The organism is Oryzomonas sagensis (assembly GCF_008802355.1).
Classification (GTDB): domain Bacteria; phylum Desulfobacterota; class Desulfuromonadia; order Geobacterales; family Pseudopelobacteraceae; genus Oryzomonas; species Oryzomonas sagensis.
The window spans coordinates 466,399-488,125 of sequence record NZ_VZRA01000001.1 but is presented as its reverse complement, the minus strand read 5'-3'; the positions used below and the strand labels follow the sequence as shown (position 1 = coordinate 488,125).

The following is a 21,727-nucleotide window of genomic DNA, read 5'->3' as shown; positions in this document are numbered from 1 at the left end:
ACACCCAGGGAGGCACAGATGTCAAAAGGTTTGGCAAGCATCATGAAACAGGCCCAGATGATTCAGCAGAAAATGGCGAGGCTCCAGGAAGAGGCCAGCCAGCGGACGGCCGAAGCGTCATCGGGCGGCGGTGCGGTGAACGTTCAGGTCAACGGCAAGAACGAAATAGTTTCACTTTCGATAAAAAAGGAAGCCGTTGACCCGAATGATGTGGAAATGCTGCAAGACCTTATTATCGCTGCGGTAAATGAAGCAATGAAAAGCGTCCACAGCGAGATCTCCGAGGAGATGTCCAAAATCACCGGCGGCATGAACATCCCGGGGCTCTTCTAGGCCCCACGGGCGTCCGGCGCTGTTTCTGCAATCATGGTGGCAACGAGCGTTTTTAATTTGACTAAAAGTTTTAGTTCGGCTAATAGTCAGTAGCGTATACGGCAAAGGCCGTTACCGTACTACTGCGGGCATGAAAGTCACTCATATGTGCTCCTCCAGGGTATTCGGTCGTCTGCCGGCCCGTTCCATGTCGGGGGAGCACATTTTTTATCCATGCTATAATTTTAAAAAAATGTTTTATTTGTGTCGGGAAATATGCTAACAAAATCTTCCTCATTGATGCGTCTGGTTGGAGAACTGAAGAAGCTGCCCGGTATCGGCGAACGCACGGCCCTGCGGCTGGCGTTCCATCTTCTCAAATCTCCCCACAACATGACGGCGCTGGCGGAATCCCTTGAGGAGGTCCGCACCAGGGTTCACGCCTGCTCCAACTGTTTTGCCGTTACCGAGGATGACCCCTGCGCCATCTGCACCGGCAACCGGGACGGCGGCACGATCTGCGTGGTGGAGAACTCCCAGGATCTGATGGCCCTGGAACGGAGCAACGCCTACCAGGGGATGTACCATGTCCTCGAGGGGGCGATCTCGCCCCTGGGCGGCATCGGCCCGTCCGACCTGCGCATTCCCGAACTGCTGGAGCGGGTCGGACGCGACGGGGTCCATGAGGTGGTCATCGCCACCAACTTTACGGTGGAGGGGGAGGCGACGGCCCTGTATCTGACCAAGGCGCTCAAGCCGTACGGGGTCAAGGTCACGCGCCTGGCCCACGGTATCCCGCTGGGAAGCGATATTGAATTCGTCGATGCGGCGACGGTGCAGTGGGCGCTCCAGGGGCGAAACGAACTGTAGCAGGTTGTTGAAAAACAGCCATCTCGTCGCCTCCTCGAAAACCGCCTTGTGCGGCGTAGCGCTGCGGTCCCTCACCCAATCCCTCTCCCAGAGGGAGAGGGCACGGCATGCTCTCCCCCCTTGGGGGAGAGATAGAGAGAGGGCTGCCTCCGCAGGGCTTGTCTAGCGGGGGCGACGATCTGACTATTTTTGAACAACCTGAGTTTCAACAGCTAGGTGGCGCCATTTCCATGGCATGGTAAAATATACTGATAACACCTCAAATTGAACGAATAGCCAGGATAATCACAAACAGGAGGAACCCATGAGCAGAAAAATGGTAACCATCGACGGCAATACCGCTGCTGCCCACGTGGCGCATGCCACCAACGAGGTCATTGCCATCTATCCGATCACTCCGTCATCGGTGATGGGTGAGATATCCGACGCCAAGAGCGCCGCCGGCGAGAGAAATATCTGGGGCAACATCCCCACCGTGGTGGAGATGCAGTCCGAGGGTGGCGCCGCCGGGGCGGTCCACGGCGCGTTGCAGGCCGGGGCGCTGACCACCACCTTCACCGCCAGCCAGGGGCTCCTGCTCATGATCCCCAATATGTTCAAGATCGCCGGGGAGTTGACCTCCACCGTGTTCCACGTCTCGGCCCGGGCCATCGCGGCCCAGGCCCTGTCCATCTTCGGCGACCACTCGGACGTCATGTCCTGCCGCTCCACCGGCTGGGCCATGCTCTGTTCCAACAACGTCCAGGAGACCATGGACTTCGCCATGATCGCCCAGTCCGCCACCCTGCGCGCCCGGGTGCCGTTCCTGCACTTCTTCGACGGCTTCCGCACCTCCCACGAGGTCCTCAAGGTCGAGGAACTCACCTTCGACGACATGCGCGCCATGCTGGACGACAAGCTGATCGCCGAGCACAAGGGGCGCGGGCTCTGCCCCGACCGCCCGATGATGCGCGGCACGGCCCAGAACCCGGATGTCTACTTCCAGGGGCGTGAAACGGTCAACCCCTACTATCCCAAATGCATCGACATCGTTCAGGAGGAAATGGCCAAATTCGCCAAGCTGACCGGCCGCAAGTACAAGCTGGTGGATTACGTGGGGGCCAAGGACGCGGACCGGGTGGTGGTGGTGATGGGCTCGGGCGCCGACGTGGTCCAGGAGACCGTGGAAAACCTGGTCAAAAAGGGGGAAAAGGTCGGCGTGGTCAAGATCCATCTTTACCGCCCCTTCCCGCTGGACGCCTTCATCAAGGCCCTGCCCAAGAGCGTCAGGAAGATCGCCGTGCTCGACCGCACCAAAGAGCCGGGCGCCCTGGGCGAACCGCTCTACCTGGATGTGCGCACCGCCATCGGCGAGGCCATGGCCGAGAAGAAGTTCTCCTTCGACGGCTACCCGATCATCGTCGGCGGCCGTTACGGCCTGGGTTCCAAGGAATTCAACCCGGCCATGGCCAAGGCCGTGCTCGACAACCTCAAGGCGAAATCCCCCAGGAATCACTACGTGGTCGGGATCGAGGAGGATGTCACCAACTGCAGCCTGAAGGTGGACACAAGCTACAAGAACCCCATGGACGGCGTCTATCAGGCCATGTTCTACGGCTTGGGCTCGGACGGCACCGTGGGCGCCAACAAGAACTCCATCAAGATCATCGGCGAGGAGACCAAGAACAACGCCCAGGCCTACTTCGTCTACGACTCCAAGAAGGCCGGCTCCATGACCACGTCGCACCTGCGCTTCGGCAAGAAGCCGATCCGCGCCCCCTACCTGGTCCAGGAGGCCGATTTCGTGGCGTGCCACAACTTTTCCTTTCTGGAAAAGTACGACATGCTCTCCAAGGCCAAGAAAGGGGCCACCTTCCTGCTCAACGCCCCCTTCGACCACGACGAGGTGTGGGACCGCATCCCGAAAGAGGTGCAGCAGCAGATCATCGACAAGAAACTCAAGTTCTACGTGATCGACGGCGTCAAGCTGGGCAACGAGATCGGCCTGGGACCCCGCATCAATGTGATCATGCAGACCTCATTCTTCAAGATTTCGAGCATCATTCCGCTCAAGACCGCCGTGGCCTCCATCAAGAACGCCATCAAGAAGTCCTACGGCAAGGCCGGCGAGAAGGTGCTGGAGATGAACTACAAGGCGGTGGAAGCCGGCCTGAACAACCTGTACGAGGTCAAGGTGCCCTCCAAGGCCACCAGCAAGCTGCGGATGGCCGCCGCCGTCTCCGCCAAGGCGCCCAAGTTCGTCAAGGAGGTCACCGGGGTGATCGTGGCCGGCCTGGGCGACGACCTGCCGGTCTCCAAGATGCCGGCCGACGGCACCTTCCCCACTGCCACCTCCCAGTACGAGAAGCGCAACATCGCCATCGACATCCCGGTGTGGGACGACAAGCTCTGTATCCAGTGCGGCATCTGCTCGTTCGTCTGCCCCCACGCCGTGGTGCGCATGAAGGCCTATGACGCCAAGCTGCTCAAAGGGGCTCCGGCCAGCTTCAAGTCCGCGGACTGCAAGATCCCCGAGATGGCCGGCAAGAAGTTCACCGTTCAGGTGGCCCCGGAGGATTGCACCGGCTGCGGCGCCTGTGCCCACAACTGCCCGGCCAAGGACAAGCAGAACCCGGATCACAAGGCCCTGGACATGCACTTCCAACCCCCCCTGCGCGCCCCGGAGGCCGAAAATTTCGAGTTCTTCCTCACGCTGCCCGACGTGGACCCGACCCAGGTGAAACTGGAAACCCTGCGCAGCAACCAGTTGGTACGCCCGCTGTTCGAGTTCTCCGGCGCCTGCGCCGGCTGCGGCGAGACCCCCTACCTGAAGTTGCTCTCCCAGCTCTTCGGCGACCGGATGCTGATCGCCAACGCCACCGGCTGCACCTCCATCTACGGCGGCAACCTCCCCACCACCCCCTGGGCCCAGCGGGCCGACGGCCGCGGTCCGGCCTGGTCCAACTCGCTGTTCGAGGACAACGCCGAATTCGGTTTCGGTATGCGCCTCACCGTGGACCAGTTCAACAAATCGGCCCTGGAGTACCTGAACGAGCTTGCCGCTAGCAAGGCCTTCGCCGCCAGCGCCAAGCTGATCAAGGAGATCATCGGGGCGGACCAGTCCACCCAGGCCGGCATCGAGCAGCAGCGCGGCCGCGTCGACAAGCTGAAGGCGGTCCTGAAAGGGAGCAAGGATCAGACCGCACGGCTCCTGGCCCCCATCGCCGACTACCTGGTGAAGAAGTCGGTGTGGTGCGTCGGCGGCGACGGCTGGGCCTACGATATCGGCTACGGCGGCCTGGACCACGTCATCGCCTCGGGCAAGAACATCAACCTGATCGTGCTGGACACGGAGGTCTACTCCAACACCGGCGGCCAGGCATCCAAGTCCACCCCGCTGGGCGCCGTGGCCCAGTTCGCGGCCGGCGGCAAGTCGGTGGCCAAGAAGGATCTGGGCATGATGGCCATGGCCTACGGCTCGGTCTATGTGGCCACGGTCTCCCTCTCCAACCCGGCACAGTGCGTCAAGGCCATGCTGGAGGCCGAGGCCTACGACGGCCCGTCCCTGATCATCGCCTATGCCCACTGCATTGCCCACGGCATCAACATGACCACCGCCGTGGACGAGCAGAAGAAAGCGGTGCAGTCCGGCTACTGGCCGCTCTACCGCTACAACCCGGCCCTGGCCGCCGAGAGCAAGAACCCCCTGCAACTGGACAGCAAGGCGCCGACCATCACTCTGGAAGAGTACGCCTACGGGGAGAACCGCTGGAAGGTGCTCCAGAAGAGCAATCCCGACGCCGCGGCCTCCCTGATGAAGAAGGCCACCGTCTTCACCGCCAGCCGTTTTGCCTATTTCCAGAAGCTGGCGGCGCTGACCTACGACGAACCGAAGTAGGGTTGTCATAAGCAAATCGCATCACAATAAGGCCCCGTGGCATGCACGGGGCCTTTTTCCTTCTGCCGCCGCCGGCTGCCTATAGTGCGCCGAGCGAGCAGTGTCATTTTGTTATTCGGTGAGGAATCATGAAGAAACTGTTCATAGCCGGTTGCGGCTACATAGGGCGGCGCGTCGCCCGCCTGGCGCGGGACGCGGGATACGGGACGACCTGCCTGGTCAGGTCGGCGGAGCATGGCGAGGCCCTGGAGCGGTCGGGCTTCGGGACGCTGGTCGCCACGCTGGACGACCCGGCCGGGATACCGGCTCTGGAGGCGGCGGCCGGAGGGGTGGTGCTGTACTGTGTGCCGCCGCCGGGAGGCGGGCTCTTCGACACCCGGGCCAGGCATTTCTGCGCCGCCATGACGGCGGTATCGCCGCCCCCCGCCATGATCGTCTACCTGGGCGCCACCTCGGTCTACAGCGAGACTCGCGGCGGCGTGGTGACGGAGGATTCCCCCGTTATCCCGGCATCGGCCATGGGCAAGCGCCGCCTCGATGCCGAAGCGACCTTCCGGGAGTTCGGGGCGGCCCACGGCACAGCGGTGGTCATCCTGCGCGTCAGCGGCATCTACGGTCCCGGCCGCCTGCCGTTGATGCAGATCAGCCAGGGGCAGCCGCTTCTCAGGGAAGAGGAGTCCGGCCCCAGCAACCGCATCCACGCCGACGACCTGGCGCAGGTCTGCCTGGCGGCCGTCGAGAAGGGGGAGAATGGCGCCATCTTCAACATAAGCGACGGCCATCCCGCCAGCATGACCAGCTACTTCAACGCCGCCGCCGACGCCCTGGGCATGCCCCGCCAGCCCCAGGTGACCCTGGATGAGGCGCGCCAGGCCATGTCCCCCCTGATGTTCTCCTACGTGAGCGAGTCGCGGGTGGTGGACAATTCCCGCATGCTGGAGAAGCTGGGCGTCAGGTTGCGCTACCCCACCATGGCCCAGGGGCTTGCCGCCTCGGTCGAGGCGGCATGAACCTCCTGGCCACGACACACCTCTCCCCCACCGGGGAACGGCTCAAGGCGATCTTCCTCCCGTTGCTGGAGCACTTCGGCCCCCGGTTCTGGTGGCCGGCCGAGACCCCCTTCGAGGTCTGCATCGGGGCGATCCTGACCCAGAACACCGCCTGGACCAACGTGGAGAAAGCCATCAGCGCCCTGAAGGGGGCCAATGTCCTGACCATGGAGGGGATAGAGGCGATTGAAACGGGTCGCTTGGCGGAACTGATCCGGCCGGCGGGCTACTACAATGTCAAGAGTATCAGGATCAAGGGGTTTGTGGGGTGGCTCCGGGAGTACCACAACGGCTCCCTGGACGTGCTGTTCAGCGGCGAGTGGCGCGACCTGCGCCGGGAGTTGCTGAAGGTGCGCGGCATCGGCCCGGAGACCTGCGATGCGATCCTGCTCTACGCCGGGAACAAGCCGACCTTTGTGGTCGACGCCTACACCCGGCGCCTGTTCCACCGCCTGGGGCTCTTGCCGGCGGATACGGACTACGGCGAGACCCGGCGGCTGTTCATGGAGCATCTCCCCGCCGACGCCGCGCTGTTCAACGAGTACCACGCCCTGATCGTGGAGGAGTGCAAGGTCTTCTGCCGCACCCGCCCGTTGTGCGCCGGCTGCCCGTTGGCGCCGCAGTGCCCCACCTTCCGCTCCGGCTGCCATGCCTGACCACGACCGATTTGGTGGGCTTCTCCGCTTTTTACGCATGATACCATGCTGTTGTGGGTTTTTTTCACGCTTGCCAGGGTAGGGGGCGTCTGGTAAAATATACTTACAGAAAACATTGCGGGGGTTCCCTAAGAACCCTCATTTGCCCTGGCGACTTTCCCTCCTAGTTGCCGGGGTGTTTTTTTGTTGGCCGCCCTATAATCCTTCTTCCCTGCCCATTGTCGAAAATGCCGCGGCCATCAGGTTTTTCCCTGATGGCCGCGGGGGGGAGGCTTGTTCCGTGTTGATCAGCGTCCTGCTGCCGGAATAATCCTACTGATAAACAACCTGTGCCGTTACGCTGGTGGTATTGCCGGCCTGATCCTGACCGGTCACGGTAATGGTGTTCGTCCCCGTTGCGAGGGAGCTCACCGCGCAACTCCAGGTGGTGGCATCCGGGTAGGTCATCTGTCCTATGACGGCGGCCGTGTCCACGCTGAGTGAGACGATGGTTCCCGTCTCTCTGGTGCCGGTCAGCACGACACTGGCTTGGCCGGTCGGGCTGGTAACCGGGTCGATGGTCAGGCCCGGCTTGGTGGCATCGTATAGCACGTTGCGTTGGATTGTAGAGCTGACGCCTGCTTCGTTGGTGGCGGTGACCACGATGGCGTAGCTCTTTTCAGTGGTAAAGGTGACAGCCTGTTCAAACTGCCCGTTAATTACGGCAGGGGTGTAGGTCTGGCCGTCCATGGCTATGCTGACGGTAACGGCGGTGTAAGGGTCGCTGACGGTTCCGCGGATGGTGAGATTGGCCTGATTGGTGCGGCTGTCTTGGGATGGCGCGGTGATCGCCAAATCCGGGCTCTGGTCGTCGTAGATAACGGTTCGTTTCAGGGTATTGGTGTTGCCGGCCAGATCGGTGGCGGTTACTTCGATGGTGTTGATGCCGGCAACAAGCGTCACGGAGGCGGTGTAGCTCGTACCGTTCATGGTGGCGTTGACGATGTCGTTGCCCACTTTGACGGCAACGGTGGAGGCCTCGTCCACGGTGCCGCTGATTGTGGCCAGGGCCGTAGCGGTCTTGCTATTGTCCGCCGGGGCTGTGATCAGCAGGTTTGGCGCAGTCACATCCAGGATAATAGTGCGGCTGTCGGTTGACTTGTTGCCGGCCGAATCACTGGCCAGGGCGGTAATCTGGTTAGGCCCGTCGACAAGGATCATGGCCAAGCTGAAGCTGCCGTCGGAATTGACCGGAAGCACCACGCCGTTGACGGTGAGATACTTCACGCCGACATCGTCGGTGACCGTGCCGGTGATGTTGAGCATCTCATTGTTGGTGTAGCTGCCGTCGGGCAGGGTGGACATATGGATGACCGGAGGCGTGGTATCCTTAATGACTAGCGTGCCGCTGGCCGTGCCTTGGTAATTGGCATCGTTGATGGCGGCAACGACAGTATAGCTGCCGCAATTGGTCGGTATCACGATACTGCCGTCATAGGTATAGGTGATGGTGACGGCCAAGCCGGCCGGGATGGTGGTGGCTGTAGCCGATTTTGCCGTGCCGTCGTGGGTGGCGGTCAGGTCGCCCAGAATGATGGTGGCGGTGGCTTTGTTGACGGTAATCGTCTGCACTACATCCGCAGCGGCGATATAAGCGGCGCTGCCCGCCTGTGAGGCGCGTAACACGATGCTCCCCGCGCCGGTGATGGTCAAGGTGGCGTTGTTTGTGCCGCTCAGGCTGCCGGGTCCGCTGATCAGAGTAAATGTCACGGGATTGCCCGAACCGCCGCTGCTGACGAGGGTACCCAGGTTAAATGGCGGGTCACCGTAGGTTTTGGTGGCAGGGTTGAAAGTGATGGTCTGGTTGTTCTGAACGCTGAATATTGCGGTCATGGTGTGATTTGCGGTGACGCTGGTGAACGGTTGTGAGTAGCTTGCGGTATTGGCCGCGGCCGATTGCACAGTGCCATCCACGGTTACCGAGGCGACATAGTTTCCCGCATCGGGTGTGGCGGTACAGGTGGTACTGCCGTTCAGGCTTACCGTTGCCGAGGGAGTGCAGGTTATGGAACCGTTTCCGGTAACGCCGGTTGTGATGGTAAAGATACTGGCGCCAAGGTTCAGGCCAGGAACGATGGTGGGCGAGGTCCGTTGAGTGGTGGTCCCGTCTCCAACTTCGCCAGAGCCGTTTCTCCCCCAGGCGACCACAGTGCCGTCGTTCTTCAGCAATACGGTATGGTACTGCCCCACAGCGATGGCCGTCACCCCGGTCACTCCGGACATGACGGTGGGCGAAGTCCGTTGAGTGGTGGTCCCGTCTCCAAGTTGGCCAGAGCCATTCCACCCCCAGGCGACTAGGGTGCCGTCGTTCTTCAGCACTACGGTATGGTACTGCCCCACAGCGATGGCCGCTACCCCGTTCAGTCCTGGTACGACAATGGGCGAGTGCCGCTCAATGGTGGTCCCATCCCCAAGTTGGCCGTTTTGGTTCTCTCCCCAAGCGACCACAGTGCCGTCGCTCTTTAGCGCCACGGTATGGTTATACCCCGTAGCGATGGCCGTCACCCCGGTTAGCCCGGGCACGACGGTGGGGGAGTGCTTCTCGGTGGTGGTCCCATCCCCAAGTTGGCCGTTGACGTTCCACCCCCAGGCGACTACGGTGCCGTCGCTCTTCAGCGCCACAGTGTGTTGGTACCCCGCAGCGATGGCTGTCACTCCGGTCAGTCCGGGCACGACGGTGGGCGAGTGCCTGTCGGTGGTGGTCCCGTCCCCAAGTTGGCCGCGGAGGTTCGATCCCCAGGCGAGCACGGTGCCAGCGTTTTTCAGCGCCACAGTGTGGGCATCTCCCACAGCGATGGCCGCCATCCCGGTCAGCCCGGGCACGACGGTGGGCGAGTGCCGTTCGGTGGTGGTCCCATCCCCAATTTGTCCATGGAGGTTATTTCCCCAGGCGAGTACGGTGCCGTCGCTCTTCCGCGCCGCCGTGTGGGCATACCCTGGAACGATGGCCGTCACCCCGGTCAGTCCGGGCACGACGGTGGGCGAGTGCCTGTCGGTAGTGGTCCCGTCCCCAAGTTGGCCGTAGAGGTTCCACCCCCAAGCAAACACGGTACCGTCGCTCTTCAGTACCATGGTGTTGGAAGTGCCAGCAGCGACCTTCGGGGTTACCGCGGCAAATGCGGCCGCAGAAAAAAATATCAGTAGTGACAGGAGAGTAAGAAGAGTTTCAAAAATTGGTCGAATTCCGAGTCGTTTCAGCAGGTCCATAAAAACCTCCCTCGTTTTGGTATTTCAATTGCCTGTGAAAACCGTGGATGGAATACAAGGTTGCGTACCAATTCTTTGCGCGATGGGTTTTCATTAAATACGCTGTCTTAAAAATGAAATCAATAAATAAAATAGAAAATATCATTATAAAACAATATGATAACCGGCTTGGAGTGTTAATTTTTTTAACAGTGTCCCGATTGATGAAATGATGTCGCCAGGATATGAATGGCAGCCTTATGTCAAAATGAGAAAAAGGCCGAGGCGGGTTTGAGGGTGGGAAAAATTTGCCCAAACGATAACTAATCGTAGGCGGATAAGGTAACGACGGATAAACCCCGAAAATGGTAGGAACGTGCCTAGACTTGTTGAGATCAATTGCGCTTATCTCATTTTTTAAATTGCTTTTAGGACTAGCTCGAAACCGCCTGCGGGCAGACCCCGGCGATGGCGCACTTCAGGCAGCGGAGGGGATCGGTGCCGGTGCACCCCTCGCTGATACCCAGGTGGGCCAGGGAGAAGTCGTATTTGACTGGGTCACGTGGATCGAGGAGCCGCAGGCTGGCCGTGATCTCTTGGGCCATGCGCCAGTCGGCGTTCTTTCTCTGGGTAAAGCCCAGGTAGGAACAGATGCGGCTGATGTGGGTGTCCACCGGGATGACCAGTTGGGCGGGGGTGATTCCCTGCCAGAGCCCCAGGTCGATGCCGTCGGCCGGGCGCACCACCCAGCGCAGAAACATGCAGAGGCGCTTGCAGGCACTGCCCGAGGCGGGGGCGGGGAAGAAAAAGGGGAAGTAGGAGTCGGCGGGGATGGTGCTCTTCCGAAATATGGGCCGGTAATCCAGGCCCCGCACGGCCGACGCGTAGCCGTCCAAGGCGGCGGTCACATCCCCGGCCCCGCTATCGTGAAAGCGGGTCAAGAAGGCGTTGATGCTGCCGCTCTCCTCGATCATCAGCCGGCAGGCCCACAAGAGGGCGCACAGGTCGCGGCCGTCGTTGAAGCGGTGCTTGAAGCCGCTGAAGGTCCGCAGACCCTGTTTTGGGTCGAAGCGCTCGACAAAACGGCGCGGCGACGGCCCCAGTTCGGCGAAAATCCTCTCCAGGGTGCGCAGGATGATCTTGATTCCGCCGTAGGCGAAGGATGAAGCGATGACGGCGGCCACCTCCCGGTCGGCCGTCTCCCCGTAGCGGTGGCAGAAGGAGAGCGGGTCGTTGGCCAGGTGGGCGGCAGACCGGGCGGCGTACAGGTCGTCGAGGCAGGTTTTCAGGTCAGGGGTACGTGGCATCGGGTACTCGGGTGGACTCGGGATGGGGACCGGCAGGAATTCCCCGGCCCGCTCCCTTTGGGGGGGAAGCGGGCCGGGAATGGCGTTGCGCATGGGGCTGTACGCCACGGCTGTGAAGGGGGCTTACTCCTCCACCTCCTCAAGCACCATGTCGCCGTACTGGTCGGGAACCGGCTCTTTGACCCGCATCAGTTGATACCATTTGACAAAGGCGGAGATGAAGACGATCGCCATGAGGACCATCAGGACCACCGAGAGGATGGCCAGCAGGGTCAGCCCCTTGGGCAGGTAGTTTTTGGTGATGTTGAGATAGCCGGCGGACATGGTGACCGGGATCATGAAGATGCCGGGGATGGCGGTTACCCAGGCATATCGGGCCTTGCCGAGCCGGATCAGCATGGTGGTGCCGATGATCAGGCCACTGGTGGCCAGGAGTTGGTTGCTCATGCCGAACAGGGGCCAGATGGTGGTGATGTCGCCGGTATAGACCAGATACCCCCAGGAAGCGGTGAAGAGAAAGCTGGCAATGGCGATGCCCGGCTTCCAGGTGAAGTCGCCGAATTTAGGCACGACCTTGCTCAGCATCTCCTGGAGCAGATAGCGGCCCACGCGGGTGCCGGCATCCACGGCGGTCAGGATGAAGACCGCCTCGAACATGATGGCGAAGTGGTACCAATAGGCCATCATGCTCTTCATGAAGGGTACGGCGGAGAAGATGTAGGCCATGCCGACCGCCAGGGAGACGGCGCCGCCCGGTCGCCCCTGCACCTGCTCACCGACCTCGGCCGCCAGTTCGGGCAGGTGCACCGGCACCATGCCCAGGGCCTGGAAGGCCTTGGGGGCGGCATTGATGGCGAAGTAATCGGCCGGGACCAGCACGCAGGCGGCGATCAGGGCCATGATCGCCACGAAGCCTTCGGTCAGCATGGCGCCGTAGCCGATGAAGAGGATCTCCCTCTCGTTGCCGATCATCTTGGGGGTGGTGCCGGTGCCGATGATGGCATGGAACCCGGACAGGGCACCGCAGGCGATGGTGATGAAGATGAAGGGGAAGACCGCGCCCGGTATGATCGGGCCGCCGCCGGAGATATATTTGGTTACCGGCTCCATGGAGAGGTTCGGGTGGACGACCACGATCCCCAGGGTCAGCATGACGATGGTGCCGATCTTCAGGTAGGTGGAGAGGTAGTCCCGGGGGGTGAGGAGCAGCCAGACCGGCAGGACCGAGGCGAAGAAACCGTACACCGGGATGAACAGGGCGATCTGTTTCTTGCTGAAGGTGAACAGCCCCGCCAGGACCGGATCGGCGGCAATGAACGGGCCGGTGACTATGGCGAAGAAGAGCAGCACCACGCCGATTACGCTGGCCCCCTTCACGTCGCCGGGCCGAATCTTCTGGAGGTAGATGCCCATCAGGATCGCGATGGGGATGGTGCAGAAGACGGTGTAGGTCCCCCAGGGGCTGGAAAACATGGCGTTGACCACCGCGATGGAGAGACCGGCCAGGGTCAGGATCAGAATGAAGAGCACGGCAAAGGAGGCCACGGTGCCGGTGGTCTTGCCGATTTCGTACTCGGCGATGCGGGCCAGGCTCTTGCCCTTGTGGCGTACCGAGGCGAACAGCACGATGGTGTCGTGGACCGCTCCGGCCAGGACGCAGCCGACGATGATCCAGAGCGCGCCGGGGAGGAAACCGAATTGGGCCGCCAGCACCGGCCCCAGAAGCGGCCCGGCTGCGGCTATGGCCGCGAAATGGTGGCCGAAGAGGATGTACTTGTTGGTTTTGACGTAGTCGTGGCCGTCGGCCATGGTCACGGCGGGAGTCTCCCGGTCATCCTTGAGTTCGAGCACCCTGCTGGCCATGAACACGCCGTAGAAGCGGTAGGCAATGGCAAAGACGCAGAGGGCGACGAAGACCAGGGTGAGTGCATTCATAACGAGTCCTCCTGTGAGTGGAATCGCGACGGGCGGTTTCGTGCGATCCTCATTTCAATATGCCGATTGTGCCATGCTGTCAACGTTATTTACGGGGGATCGCATCATACGTCCGCTTCCCGCAGGAAGCTGGCCGCATCCTCGGGCGACGTGGGGTTGATGTAGAACCCGGTGCCCCATTCGAAGCCGGCGACCTGGGTCAAACGCGGCACCAGTTCGATATGCCAGTGATAGTCCTGTTCCAGGGAGTTCCAGTGGGTCGGTTTCCCGGGGCGCCGGTGCATGGGGGGGGCGGTGTGGAGGATGAAATTGTAGGGCGCATCCCGCAGCACGTTCTTGACCCTGAGCAGCATGTCCTTCATGGCCACGGCCAGTTCGGCCAGTTGGGCGTCGTTCATCAGGGCGAAGTCGTGGCTGTGGCGTTTGGGATACAGCCGCAGTTCAAAGGGGGAACTGGAGGCATAGGGGGTCAGGGTGACGAAGTTGGAAAACTCCCGCACCACCCGCTCGCCGCAGTCCAGCTCGAACGCGATCAGGTCGCAGAAGATGCAGCGTTCCTTGGTGTTGAAGTAGTTGCGCGCCACCTTGAGCTGGGTGGCGGCAACCGGGGGGAGGAGCGGCACGGCGATCAACTGGCTGTGGGAGTGGTTCAGGGTCGCCCCGGCCCGGAGCCCGTGGTTCTTGAAGAGCACCATGTAGCGGAAGCGGAAATCCCTGCGCAGGTCCTGATAGCGCGCCCGGTAGGCGGTCAGGACGTCGGTGATCTCGTGGGGGATGAGGTCGGCCATGCTGCGGCTGTGGTCGGGGGTTTCGATGACCACCTCGTGGGCGCCGATGCCGTTCATCACATCGTACAATCCATAGCCGCGGTTGTTCAGCTCCCCCTCCACCCTGAGCGCCGGGTATTTGTTGGGGATCACCCGCACCCGCCAGTTGGCGGCGTTGGGCATGCCGCTGGGGCGGATGGCGAAGATCTCGGGCGGCGTCTTGTCCTCGTTGCCGTAGCAGAAGGGGCAGGCGGTCATGCCGTCCCCCTCCGGCTCGACATGGAAATCCCGCGGCCGCCTGCCGCGCTCGGTGGCGATGATGACCCAGTGCAGCTTTAGGGGGTCCCAGCGAAGTTCTGACATGGTAAGCTCCTTCACCCGTGTATCGTAGTAAATTTCATCATCCAGAACCATCTGCCACGTTCAGCAACGTCAGATTTGAGATGATGGGGGTGGCGGCGAGGAGAAGGCGACAGAGGCATAGCAGCGCTATGCCGACAAGCCTTCGACGAGCCGCCGCCCTCAGCGCTCAAATATGGCGTTGCGGCTATATGAGCCAGTTGTCCAGCTCGATCTCCGGCCCCGCATAATAGATCATCAACGGCGCATCCGTGGGCCAGCGTCCGATCTCCTCGTTGTCGCGCACCAGGGTCACCGAAGCGAACAGCTTGCTCTTGGGGGCCGGTTTGATGGCCTCCAGCGGAATAGCGACCTCGCAGGTCTTGGCGATTTTCCAACGGCAATGGCCGCTGGTCGGCACCCAGGCGTTGTTTTCCCTGACCTGCAGGAGCCCCTCGTCGGCGCGCATCTGCAGGGGCAGCCGGTATTCCCGGTCATAGATCAGGTGCAGGTTGAGTAGATCGATCTCCCGCAGCATCCGGGAGAGTTCCTGGATGCCGTCGATGCGGAAGAACAGATGGTCCTTGTTGTAGCCGTAGTAGAAGCTCTGCAGCATGCGGTCCGAGGAATGCATGGCCGAACCTTGGCGGGTCAGGTCGTAGAGGCCGGCTGCCAGCCATTCGAAGTAGTCGCTGATCTTGCCGTTGATTTCGGGGTCGATGAAGCCGGCCGGTTCCCGGATCAGCCCGGCCGGGCTCTTTTTCTTGATCGCTTCCAGGAGCTCGCGCGGCGTGTCGATCCCCAGCAGCCGGTAAACGTTCATCAGATGCTGGCGGAAGAGCCGGTCGAACCGGTCGCTGTGGGGTGAAAAATGATCGTCCCCGTACCACCAGAACCAGTCGCTCCCCTCGGCGGCGTACAGTGAACGGCAAATCATCTCCGCTGCGGCATCCGCAGCCGGTTTCCCGCTCGCCAGGGCTTCGGCCACGGCCGGGCTGCGGGAGACGGCGGCGTTCCGCGTCGCGGCCAGCAGGTCCCAGGCCAGGTTCTCCTCCGGGTGGCCGATCCAGATGCCGTAGTTGGCGTTGATCCACGAGCCGGGATGGATGCCGTGCAAGCGGCCGTCGAAGCTGCTGCGGGCCAGGACGTCGGAACAGACGGTCAGGTTGAGGGCCGGCGATTCGGCAATGCCCCGGTACAGCCCCTGCAAAAAGTCGTAGGCGTTGGTGGGATAATACTCCCAGGCATTTTCCCCGTCCAGGCAGATGGGAATCACCTTCCCTTCGCCGCCGGCGCGCCCCTTGATGGCGTGCAACCGTCCGCAAAAATCCGCCACGGCCCGGCCCGCATCCCACTGGGAGTAGGTAAAGCCGACCAGATCGGAGAGTTGGTGGTCGCGGAAAAAGGCGCCGATCTCGCCGTGCCGGCAGGCAAAACGCCAGGGGCGGTAGAGGCGTTCCTTGTGGTCCCCCAGGCCCCCTTCGAGGCTTTTGACCAGGATGTCTTCATCCGTGGCGATCCACCCGATGCCGTTTTCGGCGATGATCTCCAGCGCCTCGTTGCTGACCGATCCCTCCGACGGCCACATGCCGGTGGGGGTGAAGCCGAAGACCTGCGTGAAGTAGTCGATGCCGCGCGTGATCTGGGCGCGGGCGTCTTCGGGGTGGCGAAAGGCGGCTGTGGGCAGCGTGACGCGCGGCATGGCGGTCTGGGCGCTGCGGACATCGCACAACAGCGGCAGGATGGGGTGGTAGTAGGGGGAAACGGCCAACTCGACCCGTCCCTCCCGGTGCAGACGCTGGTAGCACGGGATGATGGCCTGCAATAGTTCCCGTTGGGTGGCGAAGAGCAGGTCCTTGTCGGCAGCGGTGAACTCCTCCCCCTTGGCCGCCAGTTCGGCAAAGGCCGGATAGCGCCGGCGGGAGGCCTCGCCGGTCCAGGCCAGGAAGAAGAGGACCTGGAGGTCCAGCAGGTCCTGGTCGCTGAAGTGTCGGACCCGGTCCCGGGCGCTGCCCGGTTTTCCCTCGCCCGCCATGTAGAGCAGCTCCAGGTAGCGGCGGGACGGTTCGATCATGCGCTGCCGGTTGGCGGAAAAGAAATTCTCCAGCAGGAAGATGCGGTCATCCTCCCCCAGGTCGGCCGGGGCCGCCTTGCCCCTTTCCAGGAATGGGTCCGCGGCGGTGCCGGCGGCATAATCCAGAATCTGCTCGATCAGGGACGGAACCAGGTTGAAGACCGCCTTTGCCCCCGGGGTATCCTCCACAATGGCCGGCATATCGAAATAATCCTTGATGCCGTGCAGATAGGTCCAGGGGAGGGCGTACTCGTTCTTGAGCGGGTCCTTGTAGTATGGCTGGTGCATGTGCCATATGATGACCACGTCGAGCGGAATCGGCATCTCAGGCGGCTCCTTGTCTCTTAGAGAGGTCGTTGAAAAACAGCCATCTCGCCGCGTCCTCGAAAGCCCTTTCGTGCGGCGTAGCGCCCCTCATCCTATCCTTCTCCCAAGGGGAGAAGGGATACCGTTCCCCTCTCCCTCCGGGAGAGGGTGGCCAAAGGCCGGGTGAGGGCCTCCTCGGGGCCTTCTGCGGGTGCGACGATCTGACTATTTTTGAACAACCTGAGTTTTTCGACAACCGCTTAGCTCGCAGGTGTCCTGACGGGAAAGGCATCATTCCAACTCCTTCTTCCACCCCTCCACCTTTTTCTGGTATTCCGACAACAGCCTCTGGGCCGCTTTCTGGTCCTTGGCTTCGGCCACGATGTGGGCGTAGGGGGTGTGCTGGTCCGGCAGCACCAGCACCCACTCGTCGCCGAAGTGCACCTTTATGCCGTCGATGAAGGTCGCTTCCTTGTCCAGGCTGTCTTCGCTCATCTTGCGCATGATGCCACCCTTCATCTCCCAGGCGCAGGGCACGCTGGTCTGAAGGAATACGCTCGCCGGCACTTCCGCAAGGGCGCTGGAGAAGGGGATAGCGCCGGCAGCGCCCAGTTCCACCAGCTTGGCGATGGCGAACATGCCGTCGAAGGATGCTTGGAAACGGGGAAAGGCAAAGCGGCCGTCAATGGTGCCGGCCAGGATCACCTCGGAGGAACTGGCCGCCTCCAGCATGGCGCGGTCGCTGCTTTTGGTGCGGGTGACCTGGCAGCGCTTCTGGTTGGCCATCTGTTCGATGGTGGAGGGGGCGTGTACCGGTACGGCGATGACCCCTTTCTGGCCGGTCCTCAGAAAGAGCGCAGTCACCAGGGAGAGCAGTTCCACGCCGTCGAAGATGCGGCCGCTCCCGTCCAAAAGGACGAGAGCCTCGGCGGTGGGGTCGAGCCAGAATCCGGCCTGGGCCCCCAGCGAGGCGACGATCTTGGAGAGTCGATTCAAGCCCGCCTGCTTGTCCAGGGCCTTTTTACTGCCCCGCCCCTCGTCCACATAGGCGTTCAGGGCGATCACGTTGCACCCCAGTTCGTTGAGGATCAGGGGCAGGATCTGGCTGGCAGGCGAAAAGTTGAAGTCCACCACCACGGTCCAGGCCGCTTTTTTGAGCGCCTCCTTGTCGATGGCCCGCAGGAAACCCTCGCGGTAGAACTCGACCACGTTGTTGATTTCGATGATGGCGCCCGGCTCGCTGTGGTGGGCGCGGCGGAAGTTCTCCTTGTAGTAGATGCGTTCCACGTTCTTGGCCATGCCGCTGGAAAAATCCAGGCCGTCCCCGTCCAGGAAGACGATCTCCAGGGCGGCCGGGTCATCCAGCGCCTGGCGCAGGTAGAATCCCCCCACCTCGCCGAAGGTCTTCAGCTTGTAGCGCAGGATCGGCAGGGGGGTCATCTTCATGTCGCGCACATTGACCCCCGCCGAGAGGATGCCCCCCACGAAGCAGCGCTTGAGCATGCGCGAGGAGAGGTTGCAATCGCGGCCCCCCAGGACGTAGCTCCCCTTGGGCAGGGTCGTGCCGTAGGCGCAACCCAGTTTTGCCACGAATTCGGGCGTCAGTTCCACGTTGGAGAGGCCTTTGATCATGGCCCCTTCGAAGAGCGCCTTTTTCCACTTCTCGCCCCAGATCAGGTTGGCGGTGACGGTGGCGCCGGCCTCGATCATCTTGCGCGGCCAGATCTTGACGTCGCTCTTGATGACCGCCTCGTCGCCGATGGAGGTCTCATCGGCAACGATGACCCCCTCCTCCAGTACGGCCCCCTGACCGACGCGAACATTTGAGCAGATCACACTGTCGGTGATCCTGGCCCCCTTCTTGACGTAGGAGTTGTCCCAGAGCACGCAGCGGTTGAGCTTGACCCCGGCCTCGATGGTGCAGTTGCGGCCGATGACCGAATCCTTGATCCGCACATCGCCGAGAACCTGGGTGTTGTCGCCGATGACCACCGTCCCTTCGAGGCCGGTGGGGTACTCCAGGGTCACGTCGGCGCCGATGCGCAGGTCCTTGCCCAGGAAATCCTGCTTGGGCTCGTCGATTTTCAGGTTGATCCTGCCCTTGAAGATGTCGTGATAGGCCTCGCGGTAGGAGTCGGTGTTGCCGATGTCGCGCCAGTACCCCTTGGCCGGATAGCCGAACAGGGCCTCCCTGTTCTTCAGCATGGCCGGGAAGAGGTCCTGGGAAAAATCGAAATTTTCCCCGTCGGGGATGCTTGCCAGGATCTCCGGTTCCAACACGTAGATGCCGGTGTTGATGGTGTCGGAGATGACCTCGCCCCACCCCGGCTTTTCCAGAAACTGGGTGATGCGTTTTTCCTTGTCGGTGATGACCACCCCGAACTGGAGCGGATCTTTGACCGAGGTGAGGGTGATGGTGGCCTTGGCCTTGCTGTCGACGTGGAAATCGATGACCTTCTTGAGGTTGAAGTCCGTCAGCAGGTCGCCGCTGATGACCAGGAACCGCTCGTCCAGGTACTTCTCGGCCGCCTTGACCGCTCCGGCCGTGCCCATATCCTGCAGGGGGGTCACATAGGTGATCTTGACCCCGAAATCGGCACCGTCGCGGAAGAAGTTCTTGATGACGAACGGCTGATGGTAGAGCAGCATCACCAGATCGGTGATATCGTGTTTTTTGAGCAATTCCACGATATGCAGCATGATCGGGCGGTTGAAGAGGGGGATCATCGGCTTCGGAATGCTGCTGGTGAGCGGCTGGATGCGGGTTCCGAATCCGCCGGCCATGATGACGGCTTTCATACGGTGGGCTCCTTGCGTGAAATAATGATCTCGTACCCCTTTGTGACGAGATGGGCCGGTGCCGGGCATTCATGGGCGAAACCGGCCCGGTCCTCCGCGGCAAAGGAGCGGTTTACAGGCCGGCCTTCTGCCGTTGGGCCTTCTTGGCCAGGACCCGGGCGATCTCCTGCTTCAACTCGCTCAGGTCGCCGGATTTGACCACATAACCGTCCGCCAGCCACGCGGAGAAGTCGTCCTTGTAGCAGGAGAAGGCCGAACAGAGGATGACCGGCATGTCGTGGCGCTCCTTGACCAGCTTCTGCAGCAGGTCGATGCCGCTCTCGTTCTTGAGCTTTATGTCCAGCACCGCCAAGTCGAAGGCACCCTCCTGGAGCTTTTCCACCGCCTCGGCGGTCCCGGCCGCCGTCACCACCTCATACCCCTCGTCCGCCAGCTCCTCGGCATACAAAAGCCTGATGTTGGCCTCGTCATCCACCACAAGTAGCCTGTTCATTTACTGCTCCTCCTTCCGGATGGGAAGTGCTATCGTGAAAAAAATGCCGTCTTCGGGCACTGATTGCGCATTCAGGGGGATTCCCTGCTTCTCCAGTATGGTCTTGCACAGGGCCAGCCCCAGGCCGGCCCCCATCTCCTGGGTGGATGAAAACGGCATCATGATGGCATCCAACTCCTCCTGGGGGAGATACCGGCCGTGGTCCCGGATACGGATGATGACGGCATCTGCTTCCCGATGGGTGTCGATGTCCATGGCCCGCGGGTGTCCGGTGCCGTTCAGATCACATTGGAGAATGGTGCGCAGGCAGTAGGACACCTGCTTGAAATCGATATAGGCCGGCGGCAGTTCGCTTCCTGCCGAGAACGTGCTCTCGTAGCCCCGGGTGCGCAACGCAGCGGCCGATTCGCGGAGCGCGGTCTCCACCAGTTGGTTCGCGTCCCAGAAATCCCTGGTCGGGTAGAGGGAGTCGGAGTAGTTGAGGATTTCATCCAGGACCCCCTCCAGTTGGCGGGCCTCGCCGACGATGGATTCGATGAAGTTGCGCTTGGGATCGCCGTCAGGGGTGTTTTTCAATATGGAACGGGCAAACCCGCCGATGACCATCAGGGGGTTGCGGATGGAATGGGCGATGCTGGAGGTGATCCGGCCGACGAGGGCCATCTTTTCCATCCTGACGATCAACTCCTGCTGCTCCTGCAGCTTGGTATGGGCTTCCGTGACCCGGCTGAGTTCCTCCTGGAGCCGTTCGTAGAGGGAGGCCCGCTCGATGGCGAAGGCCACGGGAAAGGTGAAGGTCTCGAGGGAATGCATGTCTTCCGCGGTGATGCGGCGATGGGTGATGCAGTTGTCGGCGATGATCATGCCCACCCGGCGATTGCGGGAGACGAGCGGCATGAGCAGAAAGGTGTCCACCCCCAGCAAACGGGCAAAATCCGGGTCCACGTCGGGGTGGTGGTAGGCGTCCTCGATCAGGAGCGGCTGTTTCCCGTCCAGGGCCTTGATGAGGATATGGGTGGTGTTGGAGAGCGGAACCGTGATCTGTTCCAGGATGTCGTGGAATTTGGCCCGCTCGGCGGAGAGCTTGTTTTTGCGGAAGTTCTGGGCCAGGGTCTGCAGGTCCATGTCGTTGTGGCTTATCTCGTCCCAGACCTGGTGGGCCTCTTCGAAGTTGCGCGGTCCGATGGCCAGGTATCCCTGGAGATGGTCCCGCTTGTGGTCGGTCATCAGCAGGAAAGCCCGGTTCATGCCGAAACCCCTTCCGGCGGTGATGGCTGTCAGGGCCACCGACAGCACCTCCTCCAGGTCTACGGAACTCTGCAGGACGGACCCCAGTTCGTGGAAGAAGCGGATTTCGAGGCTCTTGCTGTCCAGGAAGCTGAGCAGGGACTGGATATGGATCTTCTGCCGGCGGTATTCGTCGTGGATCAGGGAAAAAACCGGCCCCAAGGGGTGACCGCTGCTCTGAAAACGTTCCAGGTCGCGCCTGAAGTTGGGGCAGTCGCAGCATTTCTCCAGGATACGCCGCCGCGGGGATTCCAGCAGGTCTTCATCGCCTTCATGGATGTTCGGGCAATCACCCAATGCAACCACATCTCTATCCCAGCAGCACTCCCAATCCACGCGGTTCCTCGTTTATACCACGGCGTTCATAGATAAAGCGTAGTTAATTATACCAGGAGACGAACGGGCTTCAAGTCATGACGGATAAATTCGTG

The 21,727-nt window shown here is 61.7% G+C and carries 13 protein-coding genes; 5 read left to right on the top strand and 8 right to left on the bottom strand.

The window, feature by feature from the left end; translation table 11 throughout:
• Positions 1 to 18: 18 nt before the first annotated feature.
• The 5 genes from F6V30_RS02215 to F6V30_RS02195 all read left to right on the top strand — a co-directional run bounded on the left by F6V30_RS02215 (position 19) and on the right by F6V30_RS02195 (position 6,764).
• Entirely contained in the window at positions 19 to 333 is a 315-nt protein-coding gene (locus F6V30_RS02215; RefSeq protein WP_149307637.1) for a YbaB/EbfC family nucleoid-associated protein, read from the top strand.
• 255 nt (positions 334 to 588) lie between these two features.
• Positions 589 to 1,182: a recombination mediator RecR gene (gene recR / locus F6V30_RS02210; RefSeq protein ID WP_151154877.1), complete on the top strand. Its 594-nt coding sequence runs from the start codon at positions 589 to 591 to the stop codon at positions 1,180 to 1,182.
• A 304-nt stretch (positions 1,183 to 1,486) separates the two neighbouring features.
• Positions 1,487 to 5,059, top strand: coding sequence for a pyruvate:ferredoxin (flavodoxin) oxidoreductase (gene nifJ, locus F6V30_RS02205; RefSeq protein WP_151154876.1), 3,573 nt, complete (start codon positions 1,487 to 1,489; stop codon positions 5,057 to 5,059).
• Between the two features lie 128 nt (positions 5,060 to 5,187).
• Positions 5,188 to 6,069, top strand: a complete 882-nt coding sequence (locus F6V30_RS02200) for an SDR family oxidoreductase (protein WP_151154875.1) — start codon at positions 5,188 to 5,190, stop codon at positions 6,067 to 6,069.
• On the top strand, positions 6,066 to 6,764 hold the full coding sequence (locus F6V30_RS02195; protein ID WP_151154874.1) for an endonuclease III domain-containing protein: 699 nt from the start codon (positions 6,066 to 6,068) through the stop codon (positions 6,762 to 6,764). Before F6V30_RS02200 ends, F6V30_RS02195 begins: the two co-directional genes overlap by 4 nt.
• A gap of 312 nt (positions 6,765 to 7,076) precedes the next feature.
• Here F6V30_RS02195 and F6V30_RS02190 read toward each other — a convergent pair whose 3' ends face one another.
• The 8 genes from F6V30_RS02190 to F6V30_RS02155 all read right to left on the bottom strand — a co-directional run bounded on the left by F6V30_RS02190 (position 7,077) and on the right by F6V30_RS02155 (position 21,602).
• Complete coding sequence (locus tag F6V30_RS02190; RefSeq protein ID WP_151154873.1) at positions 7,077 to 10,010, bottom strand: RCC1 domain-containing protein; 2,934 nt, start codon at positions 10,008 to 10,010, stop codon at positions 7,077 to 7,079.
• 413 nt (positions 10,011 to 10,423) lie between these two features.
• Positions 10,424 to 11,296 (bottom strand): TIGR02757 family protein, encoded by an 873-nt coding sequence (locus tag F6V30_RS02185; RefSeq protein ID WP_151154872.1) that lies wholly within the window; start codon positions 11,294 to 11,296, stop codon positions 10,424 to 10,426.
• A 123-nt stretch (positions 11,297 to 11,419) separates the two neighbouring features.
• Entirely contained in the window at positions 11,420 to 13,231 is a 1,812-nt protein-coding gene (locus F6V30_RS02180) for a carbon starvation CstA family protein (RefSeq protein ID WP_151154871.1), read from the bottom strand.
• A gap of 104 nt (positions 13,232 to 13,335) precedes the next feature.
• Positions 13,336 to 14,361 (bottom strand): galactose-1-phosphate uridylyltransferase, encoded by a 1,026-nt coding sequence (galT, locus tag F6V30_RS02175; protein WP_151154870.1) that lies wholly within the window; start codon positions 14,359 to 14,361, stop codon positions 13,336 to 13,338.
• Positions 14,362 to 14,545: 184 nt separating this feature from the next.
• Complete coding sequence (locus F6V30_RS02170; protein ID WP_151154869.1) at positions 14,546 to 16,735, bottom strand: glycoside hydrolase family 57 protein; 2,190 nt, start codon at positions 16,733 to 16,735, stop codon at positions 14,546 to 14,548.
• Positions 16,736 to 17,008: 273 nt separating this feature from the next.
• On the bottom strand, positions 17,009 to 19,516 hold the full coding sequence (locus F6V30_RS02165) for a mannose-1-phosphate guanyltransferase (RefSeq protein ID WP_151154868.1): 2,508 nt from the start codon (positions 19,514 to 19,516) through the stop codon (positions 17,009 to 17,011).
• Between the two features lie 112 nt (positions 19,517 to 19,628).
• Positions 19,629 to 20,009: a response regulator gene (locus tag F6V30_RS02160; protein WP_151154867.1), complete on the bottom strand. Its 381-nt coding sequence runs from the start codon at positions 20,007 to 20,009 to the stop codon at positions 19,629 to 19,631.
• Positions 20,010 to 21,602: a GAF domain-containing sensor histidine kinase gene (locus tag F6V30_RS02155; RefSeq protein WP_246163137.1), complete on the bottom strand. Its 1,593-nt coding sequence runs from the start codon at positions 21,600 to 21,602 to the stop codon at positions 20,010 to 20,012.
• Positions 21,603 to 21,727 lie beyond the last annotated feature (125 nt).